Here is a 25,465-nt window from a genome sequence, read left to right as displayed (position 1 = left end):
CCTTTTTTTTAGAAAATAGACAGCAATGAAAAACTACATTACATGTTTTCTACAAATTGTATTTTCACACCATTGGGATCCTTCACATGAAAAAACTTAACATGTGGATTAGGCTGGTAAGGTCCACTCTCTACTTCTAATCCTTTTTCTTTTATAAATGTGATCTTTTCGTCAACCGACTCAACTTCAAAGCCTAAGGAAATATCTTCACTATGATTCGTTACTTGATGTTCTTTATTACAAATGAGTTCAATCTGTGTTTCCCCATCACCTAAAAAAGAGATTTCCATTCCTGGACCGGCGTCAAATCTGTTATTAAGCGATAGTCCCACAATGTCTTGATAAAACTGTAAAGAATCTTCCATGTTGCTAACCGTAATTGTGCACCAACAAAATTTCATATCCTCACTCCTCCTATGCTTATCAGCATTTGATTTAGTTTATATTATACCTTCTTTGGAAATTAATAACAACCGTCCTCCATATCAAGGCCGGTTATCGCACGAAATGATATATTAATTAGAACTTTTATTCAAATTTTTTTAAAATAGCATTGCGCTATTAAATATTTGATAAGAATTCTTTTTGGTTCAACCACAAATTTTGTGAAACAGTAATATTTCCATAAATTACATTACCAATTAGCTGGTAAAAAGGGTACAAAAAATCCGATTCATCCCTTATCATTTTAAATGCGAATCCAAAATCGATAAGGGGGTGAATCGGATGAATACCAACTATGATATTATCCGAAATCTAATTGGATTGCAAGGCTTAGAGATAATTTTTACCAACGTAAATAATGGCATATTTGAAGTGTTTGCAAAATCAGCATTTGACTTTGCTAAGTGTCCCCAATGTGGGAATGTTACCTATATTGTACATGATAGAAGGCATCAGTCTTATCGTCACTTACCAATATGGGGAATGCCTACGGATATCATACTTGAGAAAAAACGGTATGTATGCAATTGTTCTCCTGAAAATCCCTTTGATGAGCATTATTCATTTTTCAGAAGATATCAACGCTACACCATTGCTTTTGAAGAATATGTTTTAAAACTAGCCCATAAAAATACTATCAAAAACGCCAGTGACATTGCCGATGTTGGCGAAGGCACATGTCAGAGGATCTATAACCATTATGCAAAGGAAGCTCTCGTCAACTGTACCCCAGAACCCTTGAGGCTTCTGGGCATTGATGATATTGCTTCCCGAAAGGGACATCACTATGATACCGTCATTTACAATCAAGAAACAGGCAATGTGGTTGCTATATTTCCTGGTAGAAAAAAGGAGGATGTAGTAGCTTATTTTAAAAGTTTACCAGAAGATGTAAGAGCAGGCATTGAAGCTGTATCAATGGATATGAGCAAGAGCTACTGTTTTTCAGTATTAGAGAACCTTCCCAATGCGATGCCTGTTATAGATAGATTTCATATATCTCAGCACCTTCATAACTGTATAGATGAAGGAAGAAAGCATATTCAAAATCATATACGAAAGTATGGCAATAAGGATGAAGTTTTTAAAATTCGTTGGGGGATATTAAAGCATATAGATGATGCAAACTATCAAGAGTACAACAATTTACTGGATGCTTTTTCTAAATATCCCAAACTAGAGGAACTCCATTATCTTAAAGAGGAATTTAGCACATTTTTTTACCTTACAACAAAGGAGGACGCTGCATCATTCCTAGGCTATTACAAAGGTCTAGTGGAGGAAAGTGGTATCCCAGAGTTTGAGAAATTTGTAAAGACCCTTGATAACTGGATGGAGTACATTTTAAATTATTACGACTATCCTATATCCAATGGCATTACAGAAGGAAATAACCATAAGGTTAAAAATATTAAACGTAGAGCCTACGGCTATCGTAACCGTAATAATTGGGAGATCAGGGTTAAATACGAATTTCAGTGTGCCTAAGCTTTAATTTTTTTGGTATTTAGAGATGTATAAGACAAGTGTACCCACTATTATTTCAATAATTATACTTTGTTTCAATAAAAATGATTTTTATGAAAGTACACACCAGTTTACAAGTTTGATTAAGCTACCCAATCCTTATTGAGGAAGCCCTGAACAGATTCTTTAATTGTAGAATAAATTTTAGCACTTTCGAAGCTCAATACGAAACTGTCAAATATTAATTCTTTTGTAATTTGAACGCCTACAGCTCTTTTGATCAATTGTGGACTTTTGAATTGATACTTTTCGTATCTTTTGTCCATGAAGGGTAACAAACACGCAAAAGTATATGCTACAAACAATAGATTAACATATCTTTCGATTGCGGCCTTGTTTCTCACCATATAGTTACCGAAGGACCAAAAAAATTTGTGCTGGTAAAACATCACTTCGATGTTCCATCTCATTCGATAAGTAGTCAGTGTTTTACTGGTGCATTCATCTTCATTTTGATCATTCAATGCTCCTTTGGTATTTAGGGCGGTATTTATAGTTTTAATTTCATCAGGATTGATGCTGCTAATAAAAACTCTTATGGATGAGAATGGTTTAATATCTGTAGTGGTTACTGTAACGTAAATAGGTTTTTCAAATAAATTAGCCATTACTTTTTTCTCAGCAACATAGTATTCACCTATCTTTGAATAGGAAAATTCTCTAGCATTTAGTTTTCTACCTTTCTTTCTAGGTCTACCTTTTCCACCCGTAGAGGCTGGAGGAAGATCATACATTGCGGTATCATGTCGTACTGCTGCTACTATCTCTAAATTGTCAAATTCTTTAACAGTGTCTAATATAGCTCCTTTGCTATACCAGCTATCACACAGTAAAATTACTTGAAACATCTCAAGTTGAGGCATGATATATTTAATTATTTGTGATGCCATTTCAAGTTTGTTCTGCTCCTTTGAATACAGGCGATAGCCTATTGGTATACTTAAGTACTTCGCTTTATCTTGGTAATATAAAGGAATATTCAACACCACAGATACAAAGCAATGACCATTAAGATATTTGGTTCCATTCTTTTTTGTATGGTCAAAATGTTTAACATAACAATCAAATTTAGCACCGTATTTTGCTTGAAGAGTATCATCAATTGTTATAAATAAGGTGTTCTGTCTTAATTTTTCTGGTATCAAGGATAAAGCGATAGAAACTGTGATAGTGGTTAGGGCTTCTATTGGAAATTTTGAATAGGATAAAAAGTAATATATTGAATTCAGCACCTTATCGGTGTGTTTCTTGATGAAACTATCATAAACAAATTGTATAAATCTTACTTCTTCTGTGCAGAGGATTCCCATAATGAGCCAGTAGAAAATATCAAAGCTCCGCTTCTTGAAAACTGATCTATACTGCATTAAATATTGGTGTAATGTTTGTTTCATTGAATTACTGGAAATACTAATCATATCAGGCGCCTCCTAGGGGTTTTGATTTATGCTAAGATTAGTATTCCTAGGATTAAGGTGTCTGATTTTGTTATTTTATGGAATTATTTTTGAATCACTACATTACTTGTAAAGTGGTGTGAAAGTACATACAACGCAGGAAATTTAATATTGATAGAAATATGAATATTTTTCCTGTAAATTATGAATTGACAGGATAGGTGTAGGTCACACCACAAAATTTATCGTTGAACCAAAACATAGCATAGCTTACCAATGATCTTTTTTGTCAGAATGAATTTAACACCCTCCAATAGATCACTCATCATTCCAGATATTCCTTCTGTTGCTTGCCGTTTCACGTGTTTGTATCGAATCATTATCTCACTAGATCCTGATAATAAAAATGAAATTCCATTAACAAAGAATACCATTGTAATGCCGAATGTAGCGTATAATGCAGCTCCAATGACTGGTCCGAGTAGCACCGATGCACTCCTCATAGATGCCACAGTGGAATTACTTCGAGTTAATTCATCTTTATTCACAAGTTGAGGTAGCATTCCCCTTGTGGCGGGCTCAAACAAACCATTCAATAAGGATATCATTACCTGTACAACCAAGAGCAAGTAAATTTCCATTATACCCCAGTAAGACAGAAAGCCTAAAGTCAATATGACTCCACCACTGATAAAGTCCGTTGCCACCATAATTGTTTTCCTGTTCATTCGATCCCCCAAAACCCCTGCAAAGGGATAGACCAGAAGTGCCGGTAGCAGCGAAAGGAAGAAAAATAATCCTACAGTGGCTGCTGAACCGCCAGCATCTATAATATATAATGGCATAATCATCATCTGGATACTGGTTCCTGTGTCGGATATCATCCTACCCATTATGAACAATAAAAAAATCATATTTAAAACTCTTTTTTCCTTTTCATAGACCTGACACCTCACTTCCTACTATGTTTTCATAAGTCTCCTACTATTTAAGAGAAGCCATAAGAGCCCTACAATTGTTAAAAATCCTTGTACTTTTCAATATTTCAAAACCCAGTACCCTAACGTATTTCATATACGCTACAGCCACTGGGTTTTCTTTGCCTTTACTCTAATGAATCATTTTTTTATATTATAATAACTCTACATATCCTTCCGTTCCATTGATTCGAATTCTCTGTCCATCCTTAATTAATTTAGTGGCGTTTTCCACCCCTACCACTCCAGGAATACCATACTCTCGAGTAATAACTGCACCGTGTGTCATTAAACCGCCCACTTCCGTAACCAAGCCTTTAACAGATACAAATAACGGCGTCCAACTTGGGTCAGTGAATACTGTAACCAAAATATCGCCTTCTTCAATGTTGGCGTTCTCCAGCTTTAAAACAACCTTTGCTCGCCCTTCAATCACACCTGATGAAACTGCTACACCTGCCAAAGCACCCTGCGGCATATTACCGTTATTATATGCTCCAGAGATAACTTCTCCATCTGAGGTCATCACTCGAGGAGGCGTTAACTTCTCATATACCTCATAGTCCTCTTTTCTCTTTCTGATGATACTATAATCAAGACTGTTTGTTTGAACAACCTTCCTCAATTCTTCAAAAGATAGATAATAGATATCCTCTTTATTTAGTATGATTCCTTTTTTAACCAGTACATCCGCTTCTTTTATCAGAGCATTTTTATAAATTTGGAAACGCTTTATAAAGGAATACTTAGGATATTCTCTAAAACCGATGACGTTACGTAAAACACTAATCATTTTCTTTGCCTTTTTCGCCTTTCTCTTGCCACCAGGCAATTGTTCCAAGCGAGATAAAAGCACTCGCTCCTTTTCCTTTGCTTCTAACCGTCCTTCTTCAAATTTAACCGTGCTTGAATTTAGCTCAGCGCTCTTTATATTGCTAAGAATCATGGGAATGAGGGCTGTGGGTTTTTCACTCCACCGGGGCTTTGTAATATCAATCTCCCCAGGACAACGCATGCCGTATTTTTGAAGATATGCCTGAACTTCCTTGCTTACCTCATCTCCGCCTTCTAGTCCCATTAGGTCTTCAAAAAAGGTTTCATCATCACTGGCATGATTAAAATATTCAATCACCTCTGGATATTTTCGTACGGCATCTGATACATCTAGCAGTGCCAGACCCATTTCGGTAGTGACATTGTTTTCTACTGATTTAGAAAGAATATGCACAGCACTCTTTTCACCCAACCACTTTTCCATTTTTTTATTAATCCAGCTTGATACAAAACCTCCCACTACCATCATGCTCATATTTTCCGGGCCTGTCAGAACTGCCTTTAACTCTTTTGTATCCCGTAAAATGAATTCAAACAACTCATCTCCTGATACCTTTTCTATTTCTTGCTCCATCTCACTTATCAACACTTCATTGTGGTTGATAATGTCTTGAATAGTCGATAGATTGTTTTTTCGGTACACTTTTATTGCCGGTGATATCCATGATAGTGCTCCAGAGCTCATGCTGATGGATCCTTTGCCTTTAGGAAGCGTTTTTATAAAGCCCTTACGCTCTACTAAATTTGAGAGGGCATTTTCCATCAAAATGTCTGCCTCACCAGTACTACTAATCAAAATCTTTCTCCCTATGGGTGATCTGAGATCATAGGTTCCATCAATGAATAATCTTCCCCCGGCAGCAACTAAATTTTGTCCAAACCAGAATGATAAAAGTTGACAGAATGACATGCCCAATGGTTTTATCTCTTCTGTCATCATTTGTAAATGTCCCAATGATGCATACACACGGTTATTTCCATCGTTTTCTGGTATTGGGTATATGGTAGTAATGGGGCGACTCTGAAGGATATAAAACGTATCTTCAAATAAGCACCATTCGATATCTTGAGGACGATTAAAATATGTCTCTATTCGTCTACCCATCTCTCCAAGCTGTAAAATCTGTTCATCTGTCAGGGTTTGTATTTGTTGTTGTTGTTCAATTTCTCGTTCTTCCGTACCACCTTTTTTTAGTGCATAAATTGCTCGTTTATTAGTGGATATCTTCTTATCGACGCTCTTTCCCTCTTGTACTTTGTAATTATCAGCATTCACTAAACCCGAAACCAATGCTTCCCCAAGTCCAAAGCTAGCATCAATAGATAACACTTTTCTATTGAATGTGACTGGATCAGCTGTAAACATAATCCCTGAAGTTTGAGGAAAAATCATCCGTTGGATGACCACAGATAAATATACCTTGCGGTGATCAAATCCATTTTGTATACGGTAGATTACGGCACGATCAGTAAATAACGATGCCCAACACCTTTTTATATGATCCAGAATAGAATCGATCCCCATTATATTTAAATACGTATCCTGTTGTCCGGCAAAGGAAGCCAATGGTAAATCTTCTGCCGTTGTACTAGAACGCACAGCATAGGCCTGTTGTTCGCCAAACTTTGTGATATATCTAATAATTTCTTTTTCTATATTCTTTTCAATCTCAGTCTCTTCAATAAGCTTACGAACCTTTTTACCGATTTCCCCGATTCGCTCCCTGTCATCAACCTTTAAGAGGGATAGTTGATCTAATAATTCATTAAATGCACCATTATGCATTACGATTTTTTTATACGCCTTTGTCATAACACAAAATCCCTCCGGCACTGGTATCGCTTCAACCCTTAACAGTTCTCCCAAATTGGCACCTTTACCACCTACTTCAGGTAAATTATGACTACCAATTTCATTAAAAGATAATATATACTGACTCATAGAATCACCCCTTATATATTATGAACTTATATAGTTTATATATTTCATAATATATGTTTCCTACGAAAACTAATCTTTTAAACAAGTGGGTTTTGGCCGCAATAAGCTAGACCCACTTGTTTATTCTTTTTTTCAATGGGCTTTCTTTTTCTCTAATATGTTCATTTTTTACTTAAATTGCTCTTTCTACGATGTATCCCTTTACTTTGAGTTCAGTTATTAATTTTTTCTCTCTATCAATTTGTTTTTTGTTGTAGTATCGGTCTCCCACTTCTTCGTAGATGGTTCCATCCTTTAGCATGTGATAACAGATTCTTAATATTAGATTTGCCAATGCAATATTCGCTTTTTTCTTACCCATTCTTTTTACCCATTTCCAATACGTTATTGATAGTCTAGTGTTTTTTGTACGACTTGCAACCCAAGCACATTCACACAATATTGTTTTTAAATGTACATTCCCTTTACCTATTGAGCTTCTTTTTTTTTACCAGCACTTTCATTATTACCTGGGCTTAAGCCCGACCATGATGACAGGTGCTTATCCGTTGGAAATTGATCCATATTTACACCTATCTCTGCTATGATAACTCCAGCCGCATTATCATTTATTCCAGGTACCGTTTTTAACAACTCAATTTCTCTTACATAAGGTTTTAATTGTTCATCTATTTTTTCTTCCAATTCTTTTAATTGACCTTCAAGGAATAGAATGTGCTCATAGTGACATTTAATCATTCGCCTATGATGCTCTCTAATTTTTCCCCTTAAAGATTTTTCAATTTCATCAACTTTCTTTTGTAACCTCCATTTGCCACGGCTGCTTAACATTTTCTCAAGTTCTACTTTATCTATATTTTTCCCTTCTATTACGCACCTTAGAATTTCTCTTCCTGTTTGCCCAAATATGTCTGTAATTTGGCTTGTTATTTTTATATTACAGTCTTGAAGAATCTTGTGAATTCGATTTTTTTCTGCACTAATGTTATTTATTAGCTTCTTTCGGTATCGGGTTAAATCTCTTAAATCTCTAATGGGTTCCTCTGGTACAAAACTTTTGTTTACTAGACCGCTCCTTAGTAGCTGGGCTATCCATTCTGCATCTTTTATATCTGTCTTTCTTCCAGGTAAGCTTTTTATTTGCCTTGCATTTGCCAATATTAATTCGAAATTCCCTGTCTCTAATATATTCCAGACAGGTTTCCAATACACTCCCGTTGACTCCATCACCACATGGCTACATTTCTTCTCTTCTAACCAATCTAATAAGTTGAGTAATCCCTCTGTATTTGTCTCAAATGATTTAATCTCCTTTGAGGGTTTTTTGTTCAACTCTCCATTTAGTACACACGCTACTACAACTTTCTCATGAACATCCAATCCACAACAAATTTCTAATAAATCATCCATGCCATCACCACTCTCAATTAATATGTGAGTCAATAGCAATCAATGGTTTATTAAGGGATTTTCCTACACGTGTTCTGATGACACATTACTTGGTATCTACCGATTGCTATAATCAGTTTCCTACTCGGAGTTATACTACCATAAAGTTCTTTGACCTTTTTTGACTCACATTAGAGTTATTGCACTTTTATCCTTGCTTTATGCCCGTTTTCATCCTACTTGGTGATTTTCATCATGAGTGTTTCCTATTATATAAAAAAGTTGGTCGGGATGCACTATCATCCTAACCAACTTTCTGTGTTTGATCCTATCAGTTTTGAAATTCCACCTTATGAATAAACGTTAACTCAACAAAGAGATTAATCAGGAACATTACTTATTAGCATATTCTAGTCACTTGATATCTTATCAAGTTCTTTATAATTTCTTGTATACATAATTTTACATCCCTTTTCTATTTTATCCCACCCGTATATTTCCTTACTAGACATCTCTAATGGAACTATTATGCTATATCTTCAAATATATGGAGATATAGCATACTGTCCTGAAGTATTAAATAATGAAAAAAAAGATTTGTTTCTCAATTTCTCTAGTATCTATCGGTTTGATCGCTTCATTATACTGCATATTGTGCCATAACGACAGATCTTTGGGCCTCCAGTTCCATAATTTTCCCCGTAAGCTGCTCACTATTAGTTTTTACTAATACTGCTCCTTTGTCTATCCCGTCACCAACTTTCACCAATACTTCTATCATCTTACCAATGATTGGAGCAAAAACATTTCTTTTGTTTTCTGATACTACGAGAGCTAACTCTCCTACATACTCTGCTATATTACTTTTTAGAGGTTCCCTTCAGCTTATTTTTTATACCTGTTGAAAAGTCATCTACCAAAGTATACACTGTCGGTATTAATACTAAAGTTAAAATCGTTGATAAAAGTAATCCTGCAATAACAACTATACCCATCGGCGCCTGCGCCTCAGCACCTTCTCCTATCCCTATAGCTACGGGCAACAACCCTAAAACAGTAGTCGCTGTTGTCATTAAAATAGGTCTGAGTCTTATGGGACCAGCTGTGGTAATGGCATCCGTTCGATCTTTACCAGCTGCTCTTAAGGTGTTAATATAATCCAGCAATACAATAGCATTATTTACCACAATCCCCGCCAGCATAACAATTCCAATCATTGCGGTAAGACCTAATGATTTACCTGTTATGAACAGTCCCAGCAATCCCCCTGCCAAAGCTGTAGGGACAGATAATATAATGATAAAGGGATGCATCCATGATTCAAATTGTGCGGCCATTACCAGATAGACCAAACCAATCGCCATCACTAATGCAAACAACAGTGCATTCATGGTATCTCCCATTTGCAGGCCTTGGCCTCCTATTTCATAGGTGTAACCCGGAGGTAAAGGATATTCTTTTAATGCCCCATCAATATCCCGCATAATACTTTGCAAATCTCTATCTCCTATTTCACCGGTAACGGTTACAACCCTTTGCTGGTCGATTCTATCAATTTGAAAAGGACTTCTTTCAATGGAAACATTCGCTACCTGGTTCAAAGGAATATTGCCACCGGCAGCAGTTTGTATGCTCATTTGCTGCATATTGGATAGGCTTTCTGTCACACTATCCTCTGCCTTAAGCACTACATCAATTTCATCCCCATCTAATTTATACCTTGTGGCTGTTATCCCTGAGACAGCATTTCTCATGTTATTGGCTACCTGTGAAGTTGTTAATCCGTAGGTAGCAGCACTATATCTGTCAATGTGCACTTGAACCTCAGACATTGCTTCAGTAAAGCTGGTGGTTATTTCCCTTGTACCTTCTACAGATTCGATTATCCTTTTAAAATCCTGTGAAATTTCCTGGAGATTTTCCAGACTATCTCCCTTTATACTGATGCTGATGGGATCTCCTGCTATTCCCAGGGCGAAACCCCCTGCTGCTGCCGACACACTAATTTCTGCGCCGGGAATGTCTTTAACCAAGTCTCTGATTTCATCAGCTATTTCCTCTGATGTTCTATTTCGTTCTTTCATGTCAGCAAAACTAATCATAATACTACCCCGTTGTCCTCCTGTTCGGACTGCTCTTGCTTCTCCCGTTGCGCCACCTCCACCGATGGAAGCAACTACAGTCTCAATTTCCTCTATGGAAGCAATGCTCTCTTCTACCTCTAAAAGCACTTCGTTGATTTCATGAATTTCTGCTCCCCTTGGTAAGGATACACTGATATCGACCATCCCTTCGTCGGATGCAGGGAAAAGTTCTACCCCTACAAATAACATAGAGGACAGGCTTCCTAGAAATACGATAAGTGCCAACAATATTGTGGTTCTTCTATGTCCCAAGCTCCAGGTTAATAGTTTTTTATAAGCCTTTTCTATGCTGCTGAAGGCTCGGTCAAAGGCATCATAGATCAGCTTAAACCCTTTTCTGATTCCTTTCCTCTCTTTTTCATCAGTGCTATCTACCTTTAGCAGTTGAGAGGATAACATGGGAATCAAGGTCAAGGATACCACCAATGAAGCTATGAGGGAAAAGATAACTGCCAGGGCCATTTCTCCAAAATAAATATTTACCATCATATCTTCCACAAAAAGAATGGGTAAAAACACAGCGATTGTTGTCAGGGTGGGGGCAGCAACCGCCTGAGCCACTTCCAGAGTTCCTTTCACAGCAGCTTCTGTTCTGGAGTAGCCCTCTACTCTAAATCGATAAATATTTTCCAGTACAACAATGGAGTTATCCACCAGCATCCCAACCCCTAAGGCTAATCCTCCTAGTGATATCATATTTAATGTGATGCCGCTGAAGTACATGAGCCCAAAGGTTGCAATAACGGAAATAGGGATAGATGTTCCGATGATTAATGTGGTTCGAATATTTCTTAAAAACAAATACAGTACCATGATGGCAAAAATTCCACCTAAAATAACGTTTAGTGTTAAACTGTTAATTGAATTGGTAATATACTTTGATTCATCTAATGTGATATCAATGGCTATATCAGCATATTCATTTTGCAATTTTGATATCTCGGCATGGATAAGAGCTGCCACCTCTACAGTGTTACTGCCCGGCTGTTTTTGTATGGATATATTAATACTCGCTTTTCCATTGGTTCTGGATATGCTTTTTATATCCTGATGAGTTAGTTCTACCTCGGCTATATCCTTTAATGTAATAATACTTCCAGTAGGTAGTGTAACCGGAACTTCTTTTATTTCATCAATACTGCGAAATTCTCCCATGGCTCTAACGGGCAGTTCTTTTTCTCCATCATTTATAGTTCCTCCAGGCAGATTCATATTTGATGCATTTATGATTTGTGCTAACTGGGACAAACTAATACCATAGTTATCTAATCTCCGTTGATTAGTCTTAATCTGTATTTCATTGGTATACCCTCCGCTTACCCCTGCGGCAGCTACCCCTTCAATTCTCTCAAACCTTGGTTTGATAGTCTCTTCTGCCAGTACCTGTAATGAAGTTAAGTCCTCACCATTTGTCAAGGATATGTACATAATAGGGTCAGCATTTGGGTCTAATCTTATAACCATTGGATCTGTGCTTCCAGCTGGTAAAGCGCCTTTAATTAAATCAACCTCCTCCCTCATTTCTAAGGTAGCCATATCCATATCCGTACCAGCCTTGAAAATTATAGGAACTACTGAACTTCCCTGGGCGGATGTGGAATGAATGATGTCTACATTCCTTACCGTAGCCATGGCTTCTTCAATAGGCCTCGTAATGAGGTTTTCCACCTCATGGGGGCCTGCCCCCGAGTAAGAGGTTATAACAGCGGCTACTGGTATCTCCATTGATGGGTATAGTTCTATTGGCAATCTAGTTAGAGAAATGGTTCCCAATAGTATGATAATGAGCATAGCTACTACAGTAGTTACGGGTCTTTTTACTGCTAATTTTGATGGATTCATGATTGTTCACTCCTTACTGCCTTCACTTTTTGGCCCTCTGCTACATAATGCTGACCTTTGATAATAACCACATCTCCTTCTTTAAGTCCCTCTAAGACTTCTATATAGATACCGGTATTTAAACCCAGCCTTATTTTTTGTTCAACTGCCCTTTCATCCACTACCAAATAAACCACCTGTTCTCCTTCTTTATCAATAACCGCACTACTTCTTACTGTCAGTACATTTTGTCGACTTTCAGCATCTAATTCTATTGATCCACTCATACCGGATCTTATCTTACCTTCTTTGTTATGTATATATACTTTTACTGTATAGAGTTGTGTCTTAGCGTCTGTAGTGGGACTAATATAGTCTATCCTTCCTTTTATTTTCCCATTGAGAGCCGCTTCTACCTTTACAGACACTTCTTGCCCCTGATGCAGCCGATTCACCATGTTTTCTGTTACATCCACCTTTAGGTAGACGCTATCTATATCTGCAATGGTGGCCGCCCCCTGGGCATTACTGGCCAATTGTCCCTCTACAACACTTAAGCTGGAAACCACACCACGGATTGGTGCTTTTACTAACGTATTGTCAAGGTTGCCCTTGGCCTGTTCGTAACTAATCTGGGCTTGGCTTAACTGATTTAAAGCCTGCTGGTAGCTTATTTCTGCCTGCAGTACTTTCGCTTCTGCTATTTCTAAAGGTCTGCTGGAAGCTGCCATCTCTGCCTGCTCCAGCTGGGTTTTAGGAACAGCTCCTGCTTCATAGAGGGTTTTTGTTCTTTCCAAGGTTGCCAGGGCATCCTCTAAGCTTTCCTTTGTTGCTTCATAGTTGATTTTAGCAGATTTTATACCACTCTCCGCTTGCTCTACACTCCGTTTGGCTAAATCTATACTGTTCTCCGCCTGTTCAATAGCATTTTGTATGTCTTTCTCGTCCATGACAAAGAGAACCTGATCCTTTGCAACATCATCTCCAAGCTTTATGTTTACCTTAGCTACAGTTCCCGGTGTTTGGGGCATCACCGTCACTTCTTCATTGGCATAGATCTTGCCATTTAGCGTAATTTTATTTGCTATGGCTTCTTTTTTGATGCTTTCAACCTCTACCGGGATGTAATCCTCCTCAATACCCGCTGTTTCTTGCACTGCATTTCTACTGCATCCTATCATTAGCATTGAAATAACCAATAAAATGAATAATAAAGTGAAAATTCTTTTTCCCGTCATTTTACATCCTCCATATTTTAAATTTTGTTTCACTCAAAGAGCTAGATTTTCTTGGAATTCTGTAGGATATTCATTCTGACCCACAAGGGGTCAGTTTTCTACCGCAGTCCTTATAATAATGTGCAATTCTATTTGTCACTCCTTTCGAGTGTAATCATACAACAGTTTTGTAAACTGAATTTAAACTGGAAAGAGAGGAATAAATTACATGCTTTTCTTAAATATGCATTATTGGCTTCCATTCACGGAAAAACGCTGGCAAATTCAATATGCCTCTTTTTTTAAACTTAGGTTTTGAAGTGTCGTAAACTGGGTAAAGCTTTTGTCCAGGAGATAACTGTATGTCCCTGATTTTTGTATGGCATAAGGGACAAGCAGTCATGCTTTTATCCAACATAACGCCACAGTTTCCACAGCGATTCATTTTTTCTCCCCCCAATCATTTGAATATACTTCTATATCAAAACCGGTATGATCATAAATCAACCCGAAAAATTGTTTAATGATATCGGTTTCCACAATATTTCTTGCAAATGTTATATTTAACCTGTCATTGACGGAACACATGCCACAATTCATTGAAGCCTCCCCTTTGGGGTATAGAACAGCCTCCATTTTGTCAATATGTGATTCCATAGACTTTGAGAGCTTAATGTTTCCCATATTGGATAGGCTCATGGTGATGGCATTGCCCTCAAAACTTTTAAATGCATAGTTGATTAATCTATTCTTTATGAATAACGGAACAAATCTTGCGCCAAGCATCTTTTCGTATCTGATGTTCTTAGCAATCACAAAAGACAGACCTTCTTTCGTTATGTTTTCTTTCATCTGCCTTGTAACTTCTTTGACAATATCCTCGAATTTTGTCTCAGGTAATACATAAACACTTACACTTACTCCTGCAAAGAAATTTCTAAGGGTTTTTGACGGAAATATCCCCCGTAAGTTAACTGGTATGCCAATAGTAATTGGTTCCAGGATTTTTCTATGTTTGGAGCCTTCTAAATAGATAGCTTGAATCAACACCGATGCCACATAACCGGTTATGGTGGTTCCCATTTTCCTGGCATATTGATTTAACGATGAAGCAGAGACAACACCATGTGTTACATTGATGCCATAAGGCTCGAGAATCGTTCCTTTTATAGAGTAGGCCTTTTCCAGCTTTTGCGGCTGAAATTTTTCGTCTTGGGCATGTTGATAGTATCGTAAATAGCTGTCCTCTTCTTCAAGTTTATCAGGAGTGCCTTCCGGCAATAATATCAATCCTTCATCCTTCACATCTTTCCCGACAAGCCACAAATACTGATATATCAAAGTTTTCAAAAACTCCATTGCGCCGCCTCCATCTGTAAGCCCATGAAAGACTTCCAGCCCAATTCGATGATTGTAATACACAATCCTCATAAGATATCCGTTGTTTCTGTAACCATCAATAAAGGCACAGGGGTATTCCATCTCCTCATGTATCATTAGCCGATTTGAGTTTTCGAAGAGATAGTTCCAAAAGACGCCTTTCCCCAACTTCACCGCCAATGTGGGAAAGCGCCCTATGACAATATCCACAGCTTTTTGAAGCTTATCGGAATCGACGGTCTCAGTTAATATCATTGAAAGACGAAAAACCGAGGTATTTGTTTTTGTTGTCACCGCCGGAAAAAACTTGGCGGCGTTATCAAGACGATACCAATTTTTCATCTTCTCACCTCATCTGTTTGTTGTTGATAGTATAATAACACGGCTATTTAAACTGAATTTAAACAGCTGAACAAAAACAAAAAAACAACCCCATATTCACCATAGTGAGAGTGAGGTTGTTCTACTTCATTTAAACCTTTGCTTCTTTTCTAACGTTGTATCGGTAAAGATACGGTAAATGTAGTACCTGTACCTGATTTACTTTGTACACTGATATCGCCGTAATGCATGTCAATTATTTTTTTAGTGATTGAAAGACCTAACCCACCGCCCTTTTTAGATCGCTCCCTTGATTTATCCGCCTTGTAAAAGCGCTCAAAAATATGCTTTTGATCTTCCTCTGGAATACCGATTCCCGTATCAGATATCTTACATACTATTGTTTTCCCGTGCTGATTCAAATCAACCCGAACACTTCCTCCCTCAGGGGTGAATTTAATGCTGTTGTAAATTAAGTTTATCCACACCTGACTCATCATATCTTCATCAGCTGTGATAGTCACTTCATCAAGGAAAGCCTCCATATTAATCCTTTTTTCTCTCCATTGAGGTTCACAGGCTAAGATCAAATTCCTCAACTGCTTATCCAGCCGATAGGCTTTAGGCTCAAACCTCATACTATCCGATTCCAAAATAGCAAGTTTCAGCAGGCTGTCACTCAACTTGGACAATCGCTTACTTTCTGTTTCTATGATACTTAGATAATGTTTTCTTTCCTCAGGGCTTAATTCATCATTTTGCAATAACTGAGCAAATCCCTGGATTGAGGCAAGAGGAGACTGTATCTCATGAGATACATTGGAAATGAACTCCTGCCTCATTTTTTCCATTTGGTCTAAACCCGAAGCCATCATATTAACACTTTTTACTAGTCTACTGAAGGATTCATCTTTCTTGAATTTATCATCCAACCTGACATTGAAATTTCCTTTAGCAATACTCTCTAAAGCTCTGATAACTGCAGCAAACAAATCGATATATTTTGCTATATTTCTATGCTTAAGGTACCATTTTATCATCAGTAAAAGAAGTATCCAAATACAGAACCAGAACAAGTTAAAATAGGGAGGTGCTTCCTCTGGCACGCTATATCTATATCCCATAACTATACTATGAATAAGAGACGCAAAGAGATAAGCCACAGCCATACATCCTATTCCAATTACCATTACTGTAATGGTTATAGCCGCACCCTTAACAATTTTATCTTTATTCATAAACTCATCTCCAAATGGCAGCTTGGCCCACAGGAATCGCTTGATCAGAAACAGGATAAATAGCCAAAGCAGCCAGTTAAGACTCCAAAAATATCGGGCGTCAGGTGCCGCTATAGCCTGATATCCTATCATTGTATAAATAAAAGTAGCCAAACCATGGGCGATAGCAAAGCACCCTGCTAGAACAGTCGTTACTATAATGGCTACCATTGCACTCCTAACAATTGTCTCCTGTCTCATGAACTCAATTCCAAACAACTGTCTAACTCTCGGATACCGCTTCACCATTAATAGAATAAATATCCAGGCCAGCAGGACAAATATCTTAAAAGATAGCGTAGGCTCCTCTGATATTTCATAGCCCATAATTGAAGTAATTATAAGACTAAGAATAAGGATTGAAAAAAAAGCAATAACAAAAGATACAATTAAAGCAGTCAATCCTGAAAGGATAACAGCGGCAGCTTTGGTAATTTTTTGTTTTTTCATGGACTTACCTCCAAGCGGTAGCCCAATCCCCGGATCGTTCTGATTTTAAAGGAATGATTTTCTTCTGGGAAACGTTGGCGTAGTCGGTTGATATGCACATCCAGTGTCCGCTCATTTCCTGCAAAGTCATATCCCCATATATCCTCAATCAACTGTTCCCGAGAAAATGTCTTTTCCGGGTAGCTGGCCATTTTAAACAAAAGCTCAAATTCCTTGAGAGGAAGCGTAAAGCTTTCACTACCAACAGTCACTTTATAATTTTTCTGGTTCATAACCAATTCTCCAATTCGTACCGTCTGAGATGTGATAATTTGATAGCGCTTCAGCAATGCTTTTACCCTCACTACCAATTCCATGGGCTCAAAGGGCTTCACAAGATAATCATCCGTCCCCAACTGAAAGCCTTTCACCTTTTGGCTTGTCTCTCCCTTTGCCGTAAGCATGAGTAAAGGAAGATCGTAATGTTCTCGAAGTTCTCGACATAGCTGCCAACCATCCATGTTTGGCATCATCACGTCGAGTATAACCATGTCTACTTTTATTGTCTCAAGCTTTGAAAGCGCTTCCACTCCATCAAACGCCTCATGTACATCAAAGCCTTCATTTCGTAACAAAACCTTGACCAGTTCACGAATATGCGGATCATCATCAACAATTAATATTTTGTTCATCCCACGCGTCAACTCCTCTACATTCTTTAACGCCTTTATCTTATTATTTAAAAAAAGTATACAACATATTTTTAAACTGAATGTAAACAGATCGTCATTGTATCAAGTAGTATTCTCAATTCACTTGCTAACACAGAGCTTCTATATCTGTTTTCACGAAGCATTTCATATTTTAGTTATTTTGTTGTAATCTATACTCCATAAAATATTCCTGTCTACCATTATAATACCATAATACAAAACACATTATCATAAGAATAAGTAGAGGAAGAAGCATCCATATATATTCCAGATTTAGCAGCGTATCCTCAATGCTCATGAGTCTTTCTATTTCTAAAAAGAATATTATACGATTATCATAAATTTTTACAGGAATCCAATAATTTGTCACCATACTTTTATAGGGTGATTTCCGATAAGATATGATTTCATCCGATAAGTCATTGTTATGCAAGATCAAAGAAATATTTTCCTCTTCAAAAAAACTGATTCAAGTATTTGTTGATTCCCTCCAGATCAGGATACAGTCCAGAAACATTATCCGCTATTTTTTTGATATTCTGCGGTGTATTTTTCTTTTGTTTCAGTTCCTGTAAAAGGCACATTTCCTATTAGAAATGTTCTCACATATATATACCGATAGAAGCAATAATTAGCATAAACATCAATAAAAATAGCAAAGGAAGTTTAATTTTCAACTTCATACTTTACTCCTTCCCTTCAACATACTTATACCCAACACCCCATATTGTTTTAATAAAATCATATTCACTTCCAAGCTTTTTTCGGATATTTTTGATATGCACTGTAACAGTGTTTATATCTCCATATTCATCTCCCCATACATTTTCGTATATCTGCTCACGGGTTAAAACATGATTAGGATGATGCATAAGAAATGATATAATTTAAAATTCCTTGGTTGACAAATCCAGCTTTTGATTATTTAAAAAGGTCTCAAATGTCTTATCATTTAAAACAAGCAAAGAGGTAGCTGTCTGCGTATTTATATCTTTATCATGACTGCGTTCATTCCAATCCTTATGCAGGCGCTCAACCTTCCTGAAATGAGCTTTTATCCGGGAAGTAAGCTCTTGGATACTGAAAGGTTTGGTCATATAGTCATCGACAACCAAAATCGTTTTGTCCATTATTTCCACCTGCTTTATTATCTTTTTTATCTTATAACCAAAACATCTGAAGTAAAAATAAACTAAATATGAAAAATTATATTAATAGGACTACTACTCAGAATAAAGGCAAAAGGCAGGGATTGTCTCCCTGCCTTTTGCCTCATTTTTGCTACTTTTGAAAATTCATAATATACTCTAATTCATTCGTTTCTTCATTTAATTTCTCACACTTCTTAATAAATCCAACTTTTTCATAGAAAGTAACTGCCTTCTTGTTTTCTTTGTAAACTCCTAATGTTAAACTATCATATATTTCCTTGACATACTCAATCAATTCTCCACCAATACCCTTAGCTTGACAATGTATATCAACAAATAAGGCACCTATATATTCCCCTTGTATTATGCTAATAAAGCCTTTTATTTCATTTTCATCTAAACACACATATGTTTCAGCCATTGGAACATATTTTTCTTTTACAATTTCATAGTTTTTTAACCAATATTCCTTAGGAATGAACTGGTGTGCTTGAATGGTTGACGTTTTCCAGATCTCCATAATTTTATTCATTTCTTCTTCATTTACATTTAACCTTCTTATCATCATACTTTCCTCCAAATTCATAGTATTTTTAACCGCCACTATGAAAATATACACATCCATTAGCTCGATGGATTTAAAACCTTTTGTAAAAAACAAAAACCGTGGTATTTGTCCACAGTTTAAGCTCAAAACTATATAATATATATTTATCATATATCTCCCTTGCTAAAAGTTAGAAAATAAAAGTAGATATACTCAATTTATTATCATAGTATTTGATGAGCGGACATAGTATCTTCATAGATATTTAGAATAATGACATCATAAAAACAGGTGATCTATCCACCTGATTTATGATAAATAAAATTATATCTCTAAATATAAATAGTAAAGAACCACTCTGCGCATCAAACACCTCACTTATTTGTCTTTAATCCATCTATACTAATATTAATGGGTATCGCACTCTATGTCAAATGTTTTACTCAATTACAGCTGCCATCATGACTTATTCTCTTTCTATTTTAAGATAAAAAAAAGAGGGCAGATTCGTCCCTCCCTCTTTAACATTTTTTCAATATGAATTGATGTATCCATTAATAGGGATTTTCTTCAAAATAGGCAGACAGATCCAGAATACTCTGCACAAGCAGAGCCTTTAAGCACGATTAAGTTAGTGGCGTAAAGAATCTAGTCGTAGTCTCATCGTAAAAATACCCATTTTTAGTCAACCCTCCATTCATTTATGTTGTTTTTATGGTATCATATTTATCTGATTTTTCAATGGTTTAAACTGAAATCCAACCATTCTACATTGGTGTTGTATTTATGAACTCCATCCTCGCAATAATTTTTTTCCATAATCACTTTGTGGTTTTTCAAAAACTTGATTAGCACTACCTTGTTCTATAATTTCTCCTTTATACATAATGCATACTTTATTGCTTATTTTTCTTGCTAATGCAAGATCATGGGTAATGTACAGCATAGCAAAGCCAAACTTATTTTGTAATCCTTTTAATAGTCTTAAGACATTAGCCTTTGTGGAAGGATCTAGCATAGAACTAATTTCGTCTGCTATCAAAAGCTTAGGTTCCATCACTAAACCTCTCGCAATAGCAAGTCTTTGCCTTTGTCCACCACTTAAACTTTTGCATTTTCTTTGCAAAAAATCCTTGGTGATAGGAAGCTGTACTTCTTCTAAAGCTTTTACAACCATCCGGTTTTTTTCTTCCTTTGTATCTATCCTTAGAATATCTAATGGCTCCCTTACAATTTCTTCTACCGTAAAGTTTCCATTTGTAGCAGAGAAGGGATCTTGAAAAATGATTTGAATGCCTTGTTTTATACTAGTAAAATTGTTGCCTGTGACCAACTTCCCATCGAAAGTTACTTCTCCACCATTCCCTTTTAATAGACCACTTAATATAGTCCCCAAAGTGGTTTTGCCAGATCCTGATTGTCCCATTAAGGCTACCACTTCTCCTGAGGGGACCTTTATATTACAATTTTCACAGGCTTTTATTTGGTTTTTAGGACCCTCATAAATTTTGCTGATGCCTTTACCCTCTAAAAGTGTTATAATTCCTCCCCGATTACAGGCAACTTTTCTTTCTAAGGATACATATTGTAATTGAGGTAATTTTTCTTTACAGCTTTCTTTTTTTTGATAACATCTTCCATAAAAAATACAGGCATCTTCTTTTTCAATAGGATTTCCTTCTGGGATTCCCCACAAATCTTGATATGGATTGATATCTAATGAAGCATCTAGTAATCCTCTTGTATATACATGCCTAGGGTTTTCCAATACGTCCTTTGTTAGCCCTTCTTCTAATATCCTACCCTGGTACATCACTGCCAATTTATTACTCAATCGCTGTATCACATACATATCATGGGATATGAGTAGCATAGCAAATTTTTTGTTTTTTTGTAACCTCTCAAGCAAGTCTAATATTTCTTCTTTTCCAATGGCATCCAAAGCTGTGGTGGGTTCATCCACAATGAGTATACTAGGGTCACAGGCTAATGCCATAGCGATTAGTATTTTTTGTCTCATGCCTCCAGAGAGCTGATGGGGGTAAGCATGACCCCATTGTTCCTCTAAATTCACCATTTTGAGTAGTTCTTTAATTTTCTGATCTCTATCCTTTTCACATAAATTTAAATGCTTTTTGATTGCCTCTAGTATCTGTTCTTTTACCGTCATGACAGGATTTAAAATATCTAAATGATTTTGATAAACAATGGCAATATCCTTCCAACGATGTTTATTTAATCCTTTTTCTGATAATTGATGAAGTGGCTGATTATCGTAGAATATTTCTCCCTCAGTCCTGACACCCTTATCATGTAGCCTCATCAAAGCTAGAGCGATAGATGTTTTACCACTTCCAGATTCACCTATGATTCCTAGAATGTTACCTTCTTCTATTGTAAAAGAAATATCTTTTACTGCTGTTATTTTATCATTTCCATAGGGATAATCTACTACTAAATTTTTTACCTCAAGTAATGTTTTCTTTACCTTCATCCCCTCTTCATCTCCTTTACGCCTATTTTTCTAACACAATAAATTTTCTATTTCCTTACTAATAAAAGAAATGGCCAGCACCATAGTCATAATACATAGGAGAGGAAATAGTATCCACCATTTCCAAAATTCTATAAAATAAATGCCCTGGAAGCTCATGGCATGGTTTAAAATAAGACCCCAGCTTTTAGATGTTGGATCGCCTAAGCCTAAAAAAGCTAAGCTGGCCTCTGCCACGATGGCTTTACTGACTAACTTAATGAAACTCACCATAATCAAGGGAAACGTTTGAGGAAGAAAATGTCTTCTCGTTATATAGATAAAACCGCCACCATAGCTTTCTGTTACTTTTACATAATTTTCTTCCTTTATGGATATAACCTTAGAGCGTATAATTCTTGCAGGTCTGGTCCATGAAAAAAGAGTTAATACAATCATAATATTCACCATACTAGGACCAAAGAAAGAACCTAAGACAATCATGGTTGGTAGTTCTGGTATCACCATCATTAAATCAATCAATCTCATTAGCCATCCGTCTATTTTCCCTCCGTAGTATCCAGCAAAAACGCCTAAAATACTTCCACCACCCACGGCTAAAAAAGCCGTTCCTAGTCCCACCATCATACTAATTTGAGCACCATGACAGATCTGTGCCCACAGGTCAATCCCAAGATCATCTGTCCCCAGCCAATGCTGAAAATTTGGAGAAGTTAAAGCTGGTCCTGAGGGTATATTGGGAGAGTGTATTGCCAATTGATTTGGTGCCATGGCCAAGAGAAAAAATATTACGATTACCATTACTGCCGCCTTCCCCAAAAAAGAAAATTTCCTTAGAAATCTCATCATTTTTTTCATTTAACTCACCCTAGGATCTAATTTTTTATAAATAATATCAGCAATATAGTTCATGATTAATACAAATAATGTCATCACAATAAATATGCCTTGTATTAAAGGATAATCCCTAAAAAGCACACCCTGTCTCATCAACCTGCCAATACCAGGATAATTAAAAACATTTTCTACTAATATAGCTCCACCTATTGCACCACCAAAACTTAAAAAAATTCTAGTAACAACAGGTAGTATCGCATTCCTCAAGGCATGAGAAAACAAAACCCTTCTCTTTGTTAGCCCTTTGCCTTTGGCAGTTTTCATATAGGCTTTATCTAAAATAGAAACCATGGTATTGCGGGTTAATAAATAAAACTCTCCAATTCTGGTGATGGTCAACGCCATCAGAGGAAGTAATGCATGAAAAATAATATCTCTACCCATTTCCCAAGGAGAAGAAAAGTCTACAAAGTGACTCATACCTCCTGATAAAGGAAACAGCTTTAAATGTGCCGCAAAGTAAAATAACATCAATAACGCAACCAGGAAAGAAGGGATTTCTGAAAGTGTGATTAATCCAGAATATAATAATTTATCTAAAGGACTGTTTCTATAATAGGCTGATATAGCACCAAAAAAAATACCAATAGTAGCACTTAATAAAACAGATCCCATCACTAGAAATAATGTCCAAACGATGCGATCAAGGACAATGGTAAGCACCTGCTGCTTATAATGTATGCTATATCCTAAATCCCCCTTAAATAAATTGCCTACATAGGAGACATATTGCTGTCGCAACGGTTTATCCAAGCCATAATACACTTTATATCTTTCTATCTCCTCAGAGGAAAAAGTGGTATGTATCTGACCTTCTTCTGAGGATAAAAAGATAAAGGGATCCCCAGGCATGAGTCTGGGGATGAAGAAATTTAAGGTGATAATACATAAGAAGGTAATCATATATTGCTTTATTCTCATATGTCTCTTCTTATCCTTTTTATCCTTCTTATCCTTTTTATCTTTTTTCTCTTTGATCATGAACACCAACTACTTTCTTTCTAAGTAGGATAACTTACCATGGCTCACATTGTGATGATCAAACATATACATCCACCCATCATAGGTACTAGGTCGATAGACAGTGTAGCCAGTGGTATTATAAATAGGAATCATAGGCATTTCCTCTGAAATCAACTCCTGTAGGGAAAAAATCATTTCCTTTCTTTTTTCTGTATCTAATTCCTGTAATTGCTCTAGGGCTAACTTATTTATTTCTTCATTGTCATAGCCTAGAATATCACTGTATCGTGTCCTTAATATATCCGCATCGTTACCCCAGCCTCCATGTCCTGTCAAGGCGACTTCGTAGTTTCCCGTTACTATGGCATTATCTCTGGTCTTTGTATCGGCACTTTGTACATTTACTTCAATGCCCACCTTATCTAAACTAATTTTCATTAGCTCTGCTATTCTAACCTCTGCATTGGAATTACCCGTCAATAATTGAAACGATACTTTTTCATCTCCCAACAATGTTTTAGCCTTATCCTCATCAAAAGGATATTTTTTCACTGCTGGATTATACCATACATGGTCCTCTGGTAAATAACCTGCACTTGCTACGACAGCAGCACCCCTTTCCACCTTGTCCACCATTTCTTGTTGGTCTATACCATAGGCAATCGCTTGACGAATCTCCTTTTCCTTAAATATCGGATTTTTTTCCATATTAAGTGTTAAACGGTATCCCCAAAATGCTGGATTCTCTAACACTGTAAAAGTAGGATCTCCCATATATCGATCCAATAAATCGGCCCCTACACCGATTTGGTCTATCTCTTCGTTCTCAAATGCCATAATTTCATCACTCACAGGCACAAATTGAATTTTTTCCACCTTCTGTTTTGGTCCCCAATAATCCTTAAAAGCTGTAAATTCGTAGGTACTGTGTTCTTTACTATAGTTCGTTAATGTATAGGGTCCACAGCCTATTACTGCTCTTTCATCCTGGAAGCTTTCTGGATCCTCTACCTCTGACCAAATATGCTCTGGAATGATTCTTACTGTTCCTATTTTTTCTAAAATAGTTGCATTCTTTTCTGCAAAAGTAAATTTCACCCTACCATCCTCTAGAATTTCAATTTCCTTTATTATTGACTGATCCCCAACCATAATATAATTCTGTACTGGAGGATGTTTTTCCGAAAACTCAAAGGAGAACTTTACATCCTCTGCTGTTAAGACCTGACCATCATGCCATTTTACCCCCTCCTGTAGCGTAAAGATATAGTTAAGTCCATCTTCCGAAACCTCCCATTCCTTGGCAAGCCATGGAATTAACCCTTCTTCACCGTATTCTAACAAACTATCAAAAATCAGCTGCATTTTATAAATACCAGGTCCTCTGGAATAATGTAGATAGGGTGATGGATATCCCCAGTCTCCGCCTCCTAGCTTTAGCACCACATCTTCTTTTTCTTTATTTGCTTCAGTTTCATTGTTTGACCCCACGGTTTCCACTTCTTCTTGTGAAGTATCTGTCCCACAACCAATAAGTGACAACATCATCATACCTACTACAATCATTACCATTCCTTTTTTCCATTGTTTCCAACTCATAT

Annotated in this window: 21 protein-coding genes; 1 reads left to right on the top strand and 20 read right to left on the bottom strand. The window is 36.7% G+C overall.

The window, feature by feature from the left end; translation table 11 throughout:
* Positions 1-38: 38 nt before the first annotated feature.
* Entirely contained in the window at positions 39-401 is a 363-nt protein-coding gene (locus AMET_RS07570; protein WP_012062759.1) for a VOC family protein, read from the bottom strand.
* A 325-nt stretch (positions 402-726) separates the two neighbouring features.
* On the opposite strand from AMET_RS07570, the gene AMET_RS07565 reads away from it, so the two are divergent.
* Entirely contained in the window at positions 727-1,932 is a 1,206-nt protein-coding gene (locus AMET_RS07565) for an ISL3 family transposase (protein ID WP_012062758.1), read from the top strand.
* A gap of 122 nt (positions 1,933-2,054) precedes the next feature.
* On the opposite strand, the gene AMET_RS07560 is transcribed toward AMET_RS07565, so the two are convergent.
* The 19 genes from AMET_RS07560 to AMET_RS07480 form a co-directional block, all read right to left on the bottom strand.
* A complete protein-coding gene (locus tag AMET_RS07560; protein ID WP_242661405.1) occupies positions 2,055-3,365 on the bottom strand; it encodes an IS701 family transposase in 1,311 nt (436 codons plus the stop codon).
* A gap of 245 nt (positions 3,366-3,610) precedes the next feature.
* On the bottom strand, positions 3,611-4,282 hold the full coding sequence (locus tag AMET_RS07555; protein ID WP_083760893.1) for an MFS transporter: 672 nt from the start codon (positions 4,280-4,282) through the stop codon (positions 3,611-3,613).
* A 217-nt stretch (positions 4,283-4,499) separates the two neighbouring features.
* Positions 4,500-7,121 carry a phosphoenolpyruvate synthase gene (gene ppsA / locus AMET_RS07550; RefSeq protein ID WP_012062755.1) on the bottom strand — a complete coding sequence of 874 codons (2,622 nt, stop codon included), beginning with the start codon at positions 7,119-7,121 and terminating at the stop codon, positions 4,500-4,502.
* Between the two features lie 172 nt (positions 7,122-7,293).
* On the bottom strand, positions 7,294-7,482 hold the full coding sequence (locus tag AMET_RS26490; protein WP_049765235.1) for a hypothetical protein: 189 nt from the start codon (positions 7,480-7,482) through the stop codon (positions 7,294-7,296).
* A gap of 107 nt (positions 7,483-7,589) precedes the next feature.
* Complete coding sequence (locus AMET_RS07545; protein ID WP_049765234.1) at positions 7,590-8,531, bottom strand: IS110 family RNA-guided transposase; 942 nt, start codon at positions 8,529-8,531, stop codon at positions 7,590-7,592.
* A 619-nt stretch (positions 8,532-9,150) separates the two neighbouring features.
* Positions 9,151-9,291 carry a hypothetical protein gene (locus AMET_RS25645; RefSeq protein WP_157047191.1) on the bottom strand — a complete coding sequence of 47 codons (141 nt, stop codon included), beginning with the start codon at positions 9,289-9,291 and terminating at the stop codon, positions 9,151-9,153.
* 79 nt (positions 9,292-9,370) lie between these two features.
* Positions 9,371-12,496 (bottom strand): efflux RND transporter permease subunit, encoded by a 3,126-nt coding sequence (locus tag AMET_RS07540; RefSeq protein WP_012062753.1) that lies wholly within the window; start codon positions 12,494-12,496, stop codon positions 9,371-9,373.
* Entirely contained in the window at positions 12,493-13,713 is a 1,221-nt protein-coding gene (locus AMET_RS07535; RefSeq protein ID WP_012062752.1) for an efflux RND transporter periplasmic adaptor subunit, read from the bottom strand. The genes AMET_RS07540 and AMET_RS07535 overlap by 4 nt, the downstream gene beginning before the upstream one ends.
* Before the next feature lie 217 nt (positions 13,714-13,930).
* Positions 13,931-14,137: a hypothetical protein gene (locus tag AMET_RS07530; RefSeq protein WP_041720491.1), complete on the bottom strand. Its 207-nt coding sequence runs from the start codon at positions 14,135-14,137 to the stop codon at positions 13,931-13,933.
* Positions 14,134-15,414, bottom strand: a complete 1,281-nt coding sequence (locus AMET_RS07525; RefSeq protein WP_012062751.1) for a hypothetical protein — start codon at positions 15,412-15,414, stop codon at positions 14,134-14,136. The genes AMET_RS07530 and AMET_RS07525 overlap by 4 nt, the downstream gene beginning before the upstream one ends.
* 149 nt (positions 15,415-15,563) lie before the next feature.
* Positions 15,564-17,120, bottom strand: a complete 1,557-nt coding sequence (locus AMET_RS07520) for a sensor histidine kinase (RefSeq protein WP_012062750.1) — start codon at positions 17,118-17,120, stop codon at positions 15,564-15,566.
* A complete protein-coding gene (locus tag AMET_RS07515) occupies positions 17,117-17,803 on the bottom strand; it encodes a response regulator transcription factor (protein WP_330368715.1) in 687 nt (228 codons plus the stop codon). The genes AMET_RS07520 and AMET_RS07515 overlap by 4 nt, the downstream gene beginning before the upstream one ends.
* A 695-nt stretch (positions 17,804-18,498) precedes the next feature.
* Complete coding sequence (locus tag AMET_RS26485; RefSeq protein WP_330368759.1) at positions 18,499-18,696, bottom strand: winged helix-turn-helix domain-containing protein; 198 nt, start codon at positions 18,694-18,696, stop codon at positions 18,499-18,501.
* Positions 18,697-18,699: 3 nt separating this feature from the next.
* Positions 18,700-18,942 carry a response regulator transcription factor gene (locus AMET_RS26480; RefSeq protein ID WP_083760888.1) on the bottom strand — a complete coding sequence of 81 codons (243 nt, stop codon included), beginning with the start codon at positions 18,940-18,942 and terminating at the stop codon, positions 18,700-18,702.
* Between the two features lie 151 nt (positions 18,943-19,093).
* Entirely contained in the window at positions 19,094-19,531 is a 438-nt protein-coding gene (locus AMET_RS07500; protein ID WP_041721486.1) for an N-acetyltransferase, read from the bottom strand.
* Between the two features lie 763 nt (positions 19,532-20,294).
* On the bottom strand, positions 20,295-22,004 hold the full coding sequence (locus AMET_RS07495; RefSeq protein WP_012062747.1) for an ABC transporter ATP-binding protein: 1,710 nt from the start codon (positions 22,002-22,004) through the stop codon (positions 20,295-20,297).
* A 30-nt stretch (positions 22,005-22,034) separates the two neighbouring features.
* Complete coding sequence (locus AMET_RS07490; protein ID WP_041720488.1) at positions 22,035-22,862, bottom strand: ABC transporter permease; 828 nt, start codon at positions 22,860-22,862, stop codon at positions 22,035-22,037.
* Positions 22,863-23,882 (bottom strand): ABC transporter permease, encoded by a 1,020-nt coding sequence (locus AMET_RS07485; protein ID WP_012062745.1) that lies wholly within the window; start codon positions 23,880-23,882, stop codon positions 22,863-22,865.
* Between the two features lie 9 nt (positions 23,883-23,891).
* Positions 23,892-25,463: an ABC transporter substrate-binding protein gene (locus AMET_RS07480; RefSeq protein WP_012062744.1), complete on the bottom strand. Its 1,572-nt coding sequence runs from the start codon at positions 25,461-25,463 to the stop codon at positions 23,892-23,894.
* Positions 25,464-25,465: the final 2 nt, after the last annotated feature.

The sequence above is a fragment of the Alkaliphilus metalliredigens QYMF genome, assembly GCF_000016985.1.
Lineage (GTDB): Bacteria > Bacillota > Clostridia > Peptostreptococcales > Natronincolaceae > Alkaliphilus_A > Alkaliphilus_A metalliredigens.
Note: the sequence above shows the minus strand (reverse complement) of the source record. Positions and strands in the feature narration are given on the sequence as shown.

Excerpts from the sequence above, each read along its gene's own strand:
- AMET_RS07570 (WP_012062759.1), bottom strand. The coding sequence starts at position 401 with ATGAAATTTTGTTGGTGCACAATTACGGTTAGCAACATGGAAGATTCT.
- AMET_RS07565 (WP_012062758.1), top strand. The coding sequence starts at position 727 with ATGAATACCAACTATGATATTATCCGAAATCTAATTGGATTGCAAGGC.
- AMET_RS07560 (WP_242661405.1), bottom strand. The coding sequence starts at position 3,365 with ATGAAACAAACATTACACCAATATTTAATGCAGTATAGATCAGTTTTC.
- AMET_RS07555 (WP_083760893.1), bottom strand. The coding sequence starts at position 4,282 with ATGATTTTTTTATTGTTCATAATGGGTAGGATGATATCCGACACAGGA.
- ppsA (WP_012062755.1), bottom strand. The coding sequence starts at position 7,121 with ATGAGTCAGTATATATTATCTTTTAATGAAATTGGTAGTCATAATTTA.
- AMET_RS26490 (WP_049765235.1), bottom strand. The coding sequence starts at position 7,482 with ATGGGTAAGAAAAAAGCGAATATTGCATTGGCAAATCTAATATTAAGA.
- AMET_RS07545 (WP_049765234.1), bottom strand. The coding sequence starts at position 8,531 with ATGGATGATTTATTAGAAATTTGTTGTGGATTGGATGTTCATGAGAAA.
- AMET_RS25645 (WP_157047191.1), bottom strand. The coding sequence starts at position 9,291 with ATGATAGAAGTATTGGTGAAAGTTGGTGACGGGATAGACAAAGGAGCA.
- AMET_RS07540 (WP_012062753.1), bottom strand. The coding sequence starts at position 12,496 with ATGAATCCATCAAAATTAGCAGTAAAAAGACCCGTAACTACTGTAGTA.
- AMET_RS07535 (WP_012062752.1), bottom strand. The coding sequence starts at position 13,713 with ATGACGGGAAAAAGAATTTTCACTTTATTATTCATTTTATTGGTTATT.
- AMET_RS07530 (WP_041720491.1), bottom strand. The coding sequence starts at position 14,137 with ATGAATCGCTGTGGAAACTGTGGCGTTATGTTGGATAAAAGCATGACT.
- AMET_RS07525 (WP_012062751.1), bottom strand. The coding sequence starts at position 15,414 with ATGAAAAATTGGTATCGTCTTGATAACGCCGCCAAGTTTTTTCCGGCG.
- AMET_RS07520 (WP_012062750.1), bottom strand. The coding sequence starts at position 17,120 with ATGAAAAAACAAAAAATTACCAAAGCTGCCGCTGTTATCCTTTCAGGA.
- AMET_RS26480 (WP_083760888.1), bottom strand. The coding sequence starts at position 18,942 with ATGGACAAAACGATTTTGGTTGTCGATGACTATATGACCAAACCTTTC.
- AMET_RS07500 (WP_041721486.1), bottom strand. The coding sequence starts at position 19,531 with ATGATGATAAGAAGGTTAAATGTAAATGAAGAAGAAATGAATAAAATT.
- AMET_RS07495 (WP_012062747.1), bottom strand. The coding sequence starts at position 22,004 with ATGAAGGTAAAGAAAACATTACTTGAGGTAAAAAATTTAGTAGTAGAT.
- AMET_RS07490 (WP_041720488.1), bottom strand. The coding sequence starts at position 22,862 with ATGAAAAAAATGATGAGATTTCTAAGGAAATTTTCTTTTTTGGGGAAG.
- AMET_RS07485 (WP_012062745.1), bottom strand. The coding sequence starts at position 23,882 with ATGATCAAAGAGAAAAAAGATAAAAAGGATAAGAAGGATAAAAAGGAT.
- AMET_RS07480 (WP_012062744.1), bottom strand. The coding sequence starts at position 25,463 with ATGAGTTGGAAACAATGGAAAAAAGGAATGGTAATGATTGTAGTAGGT.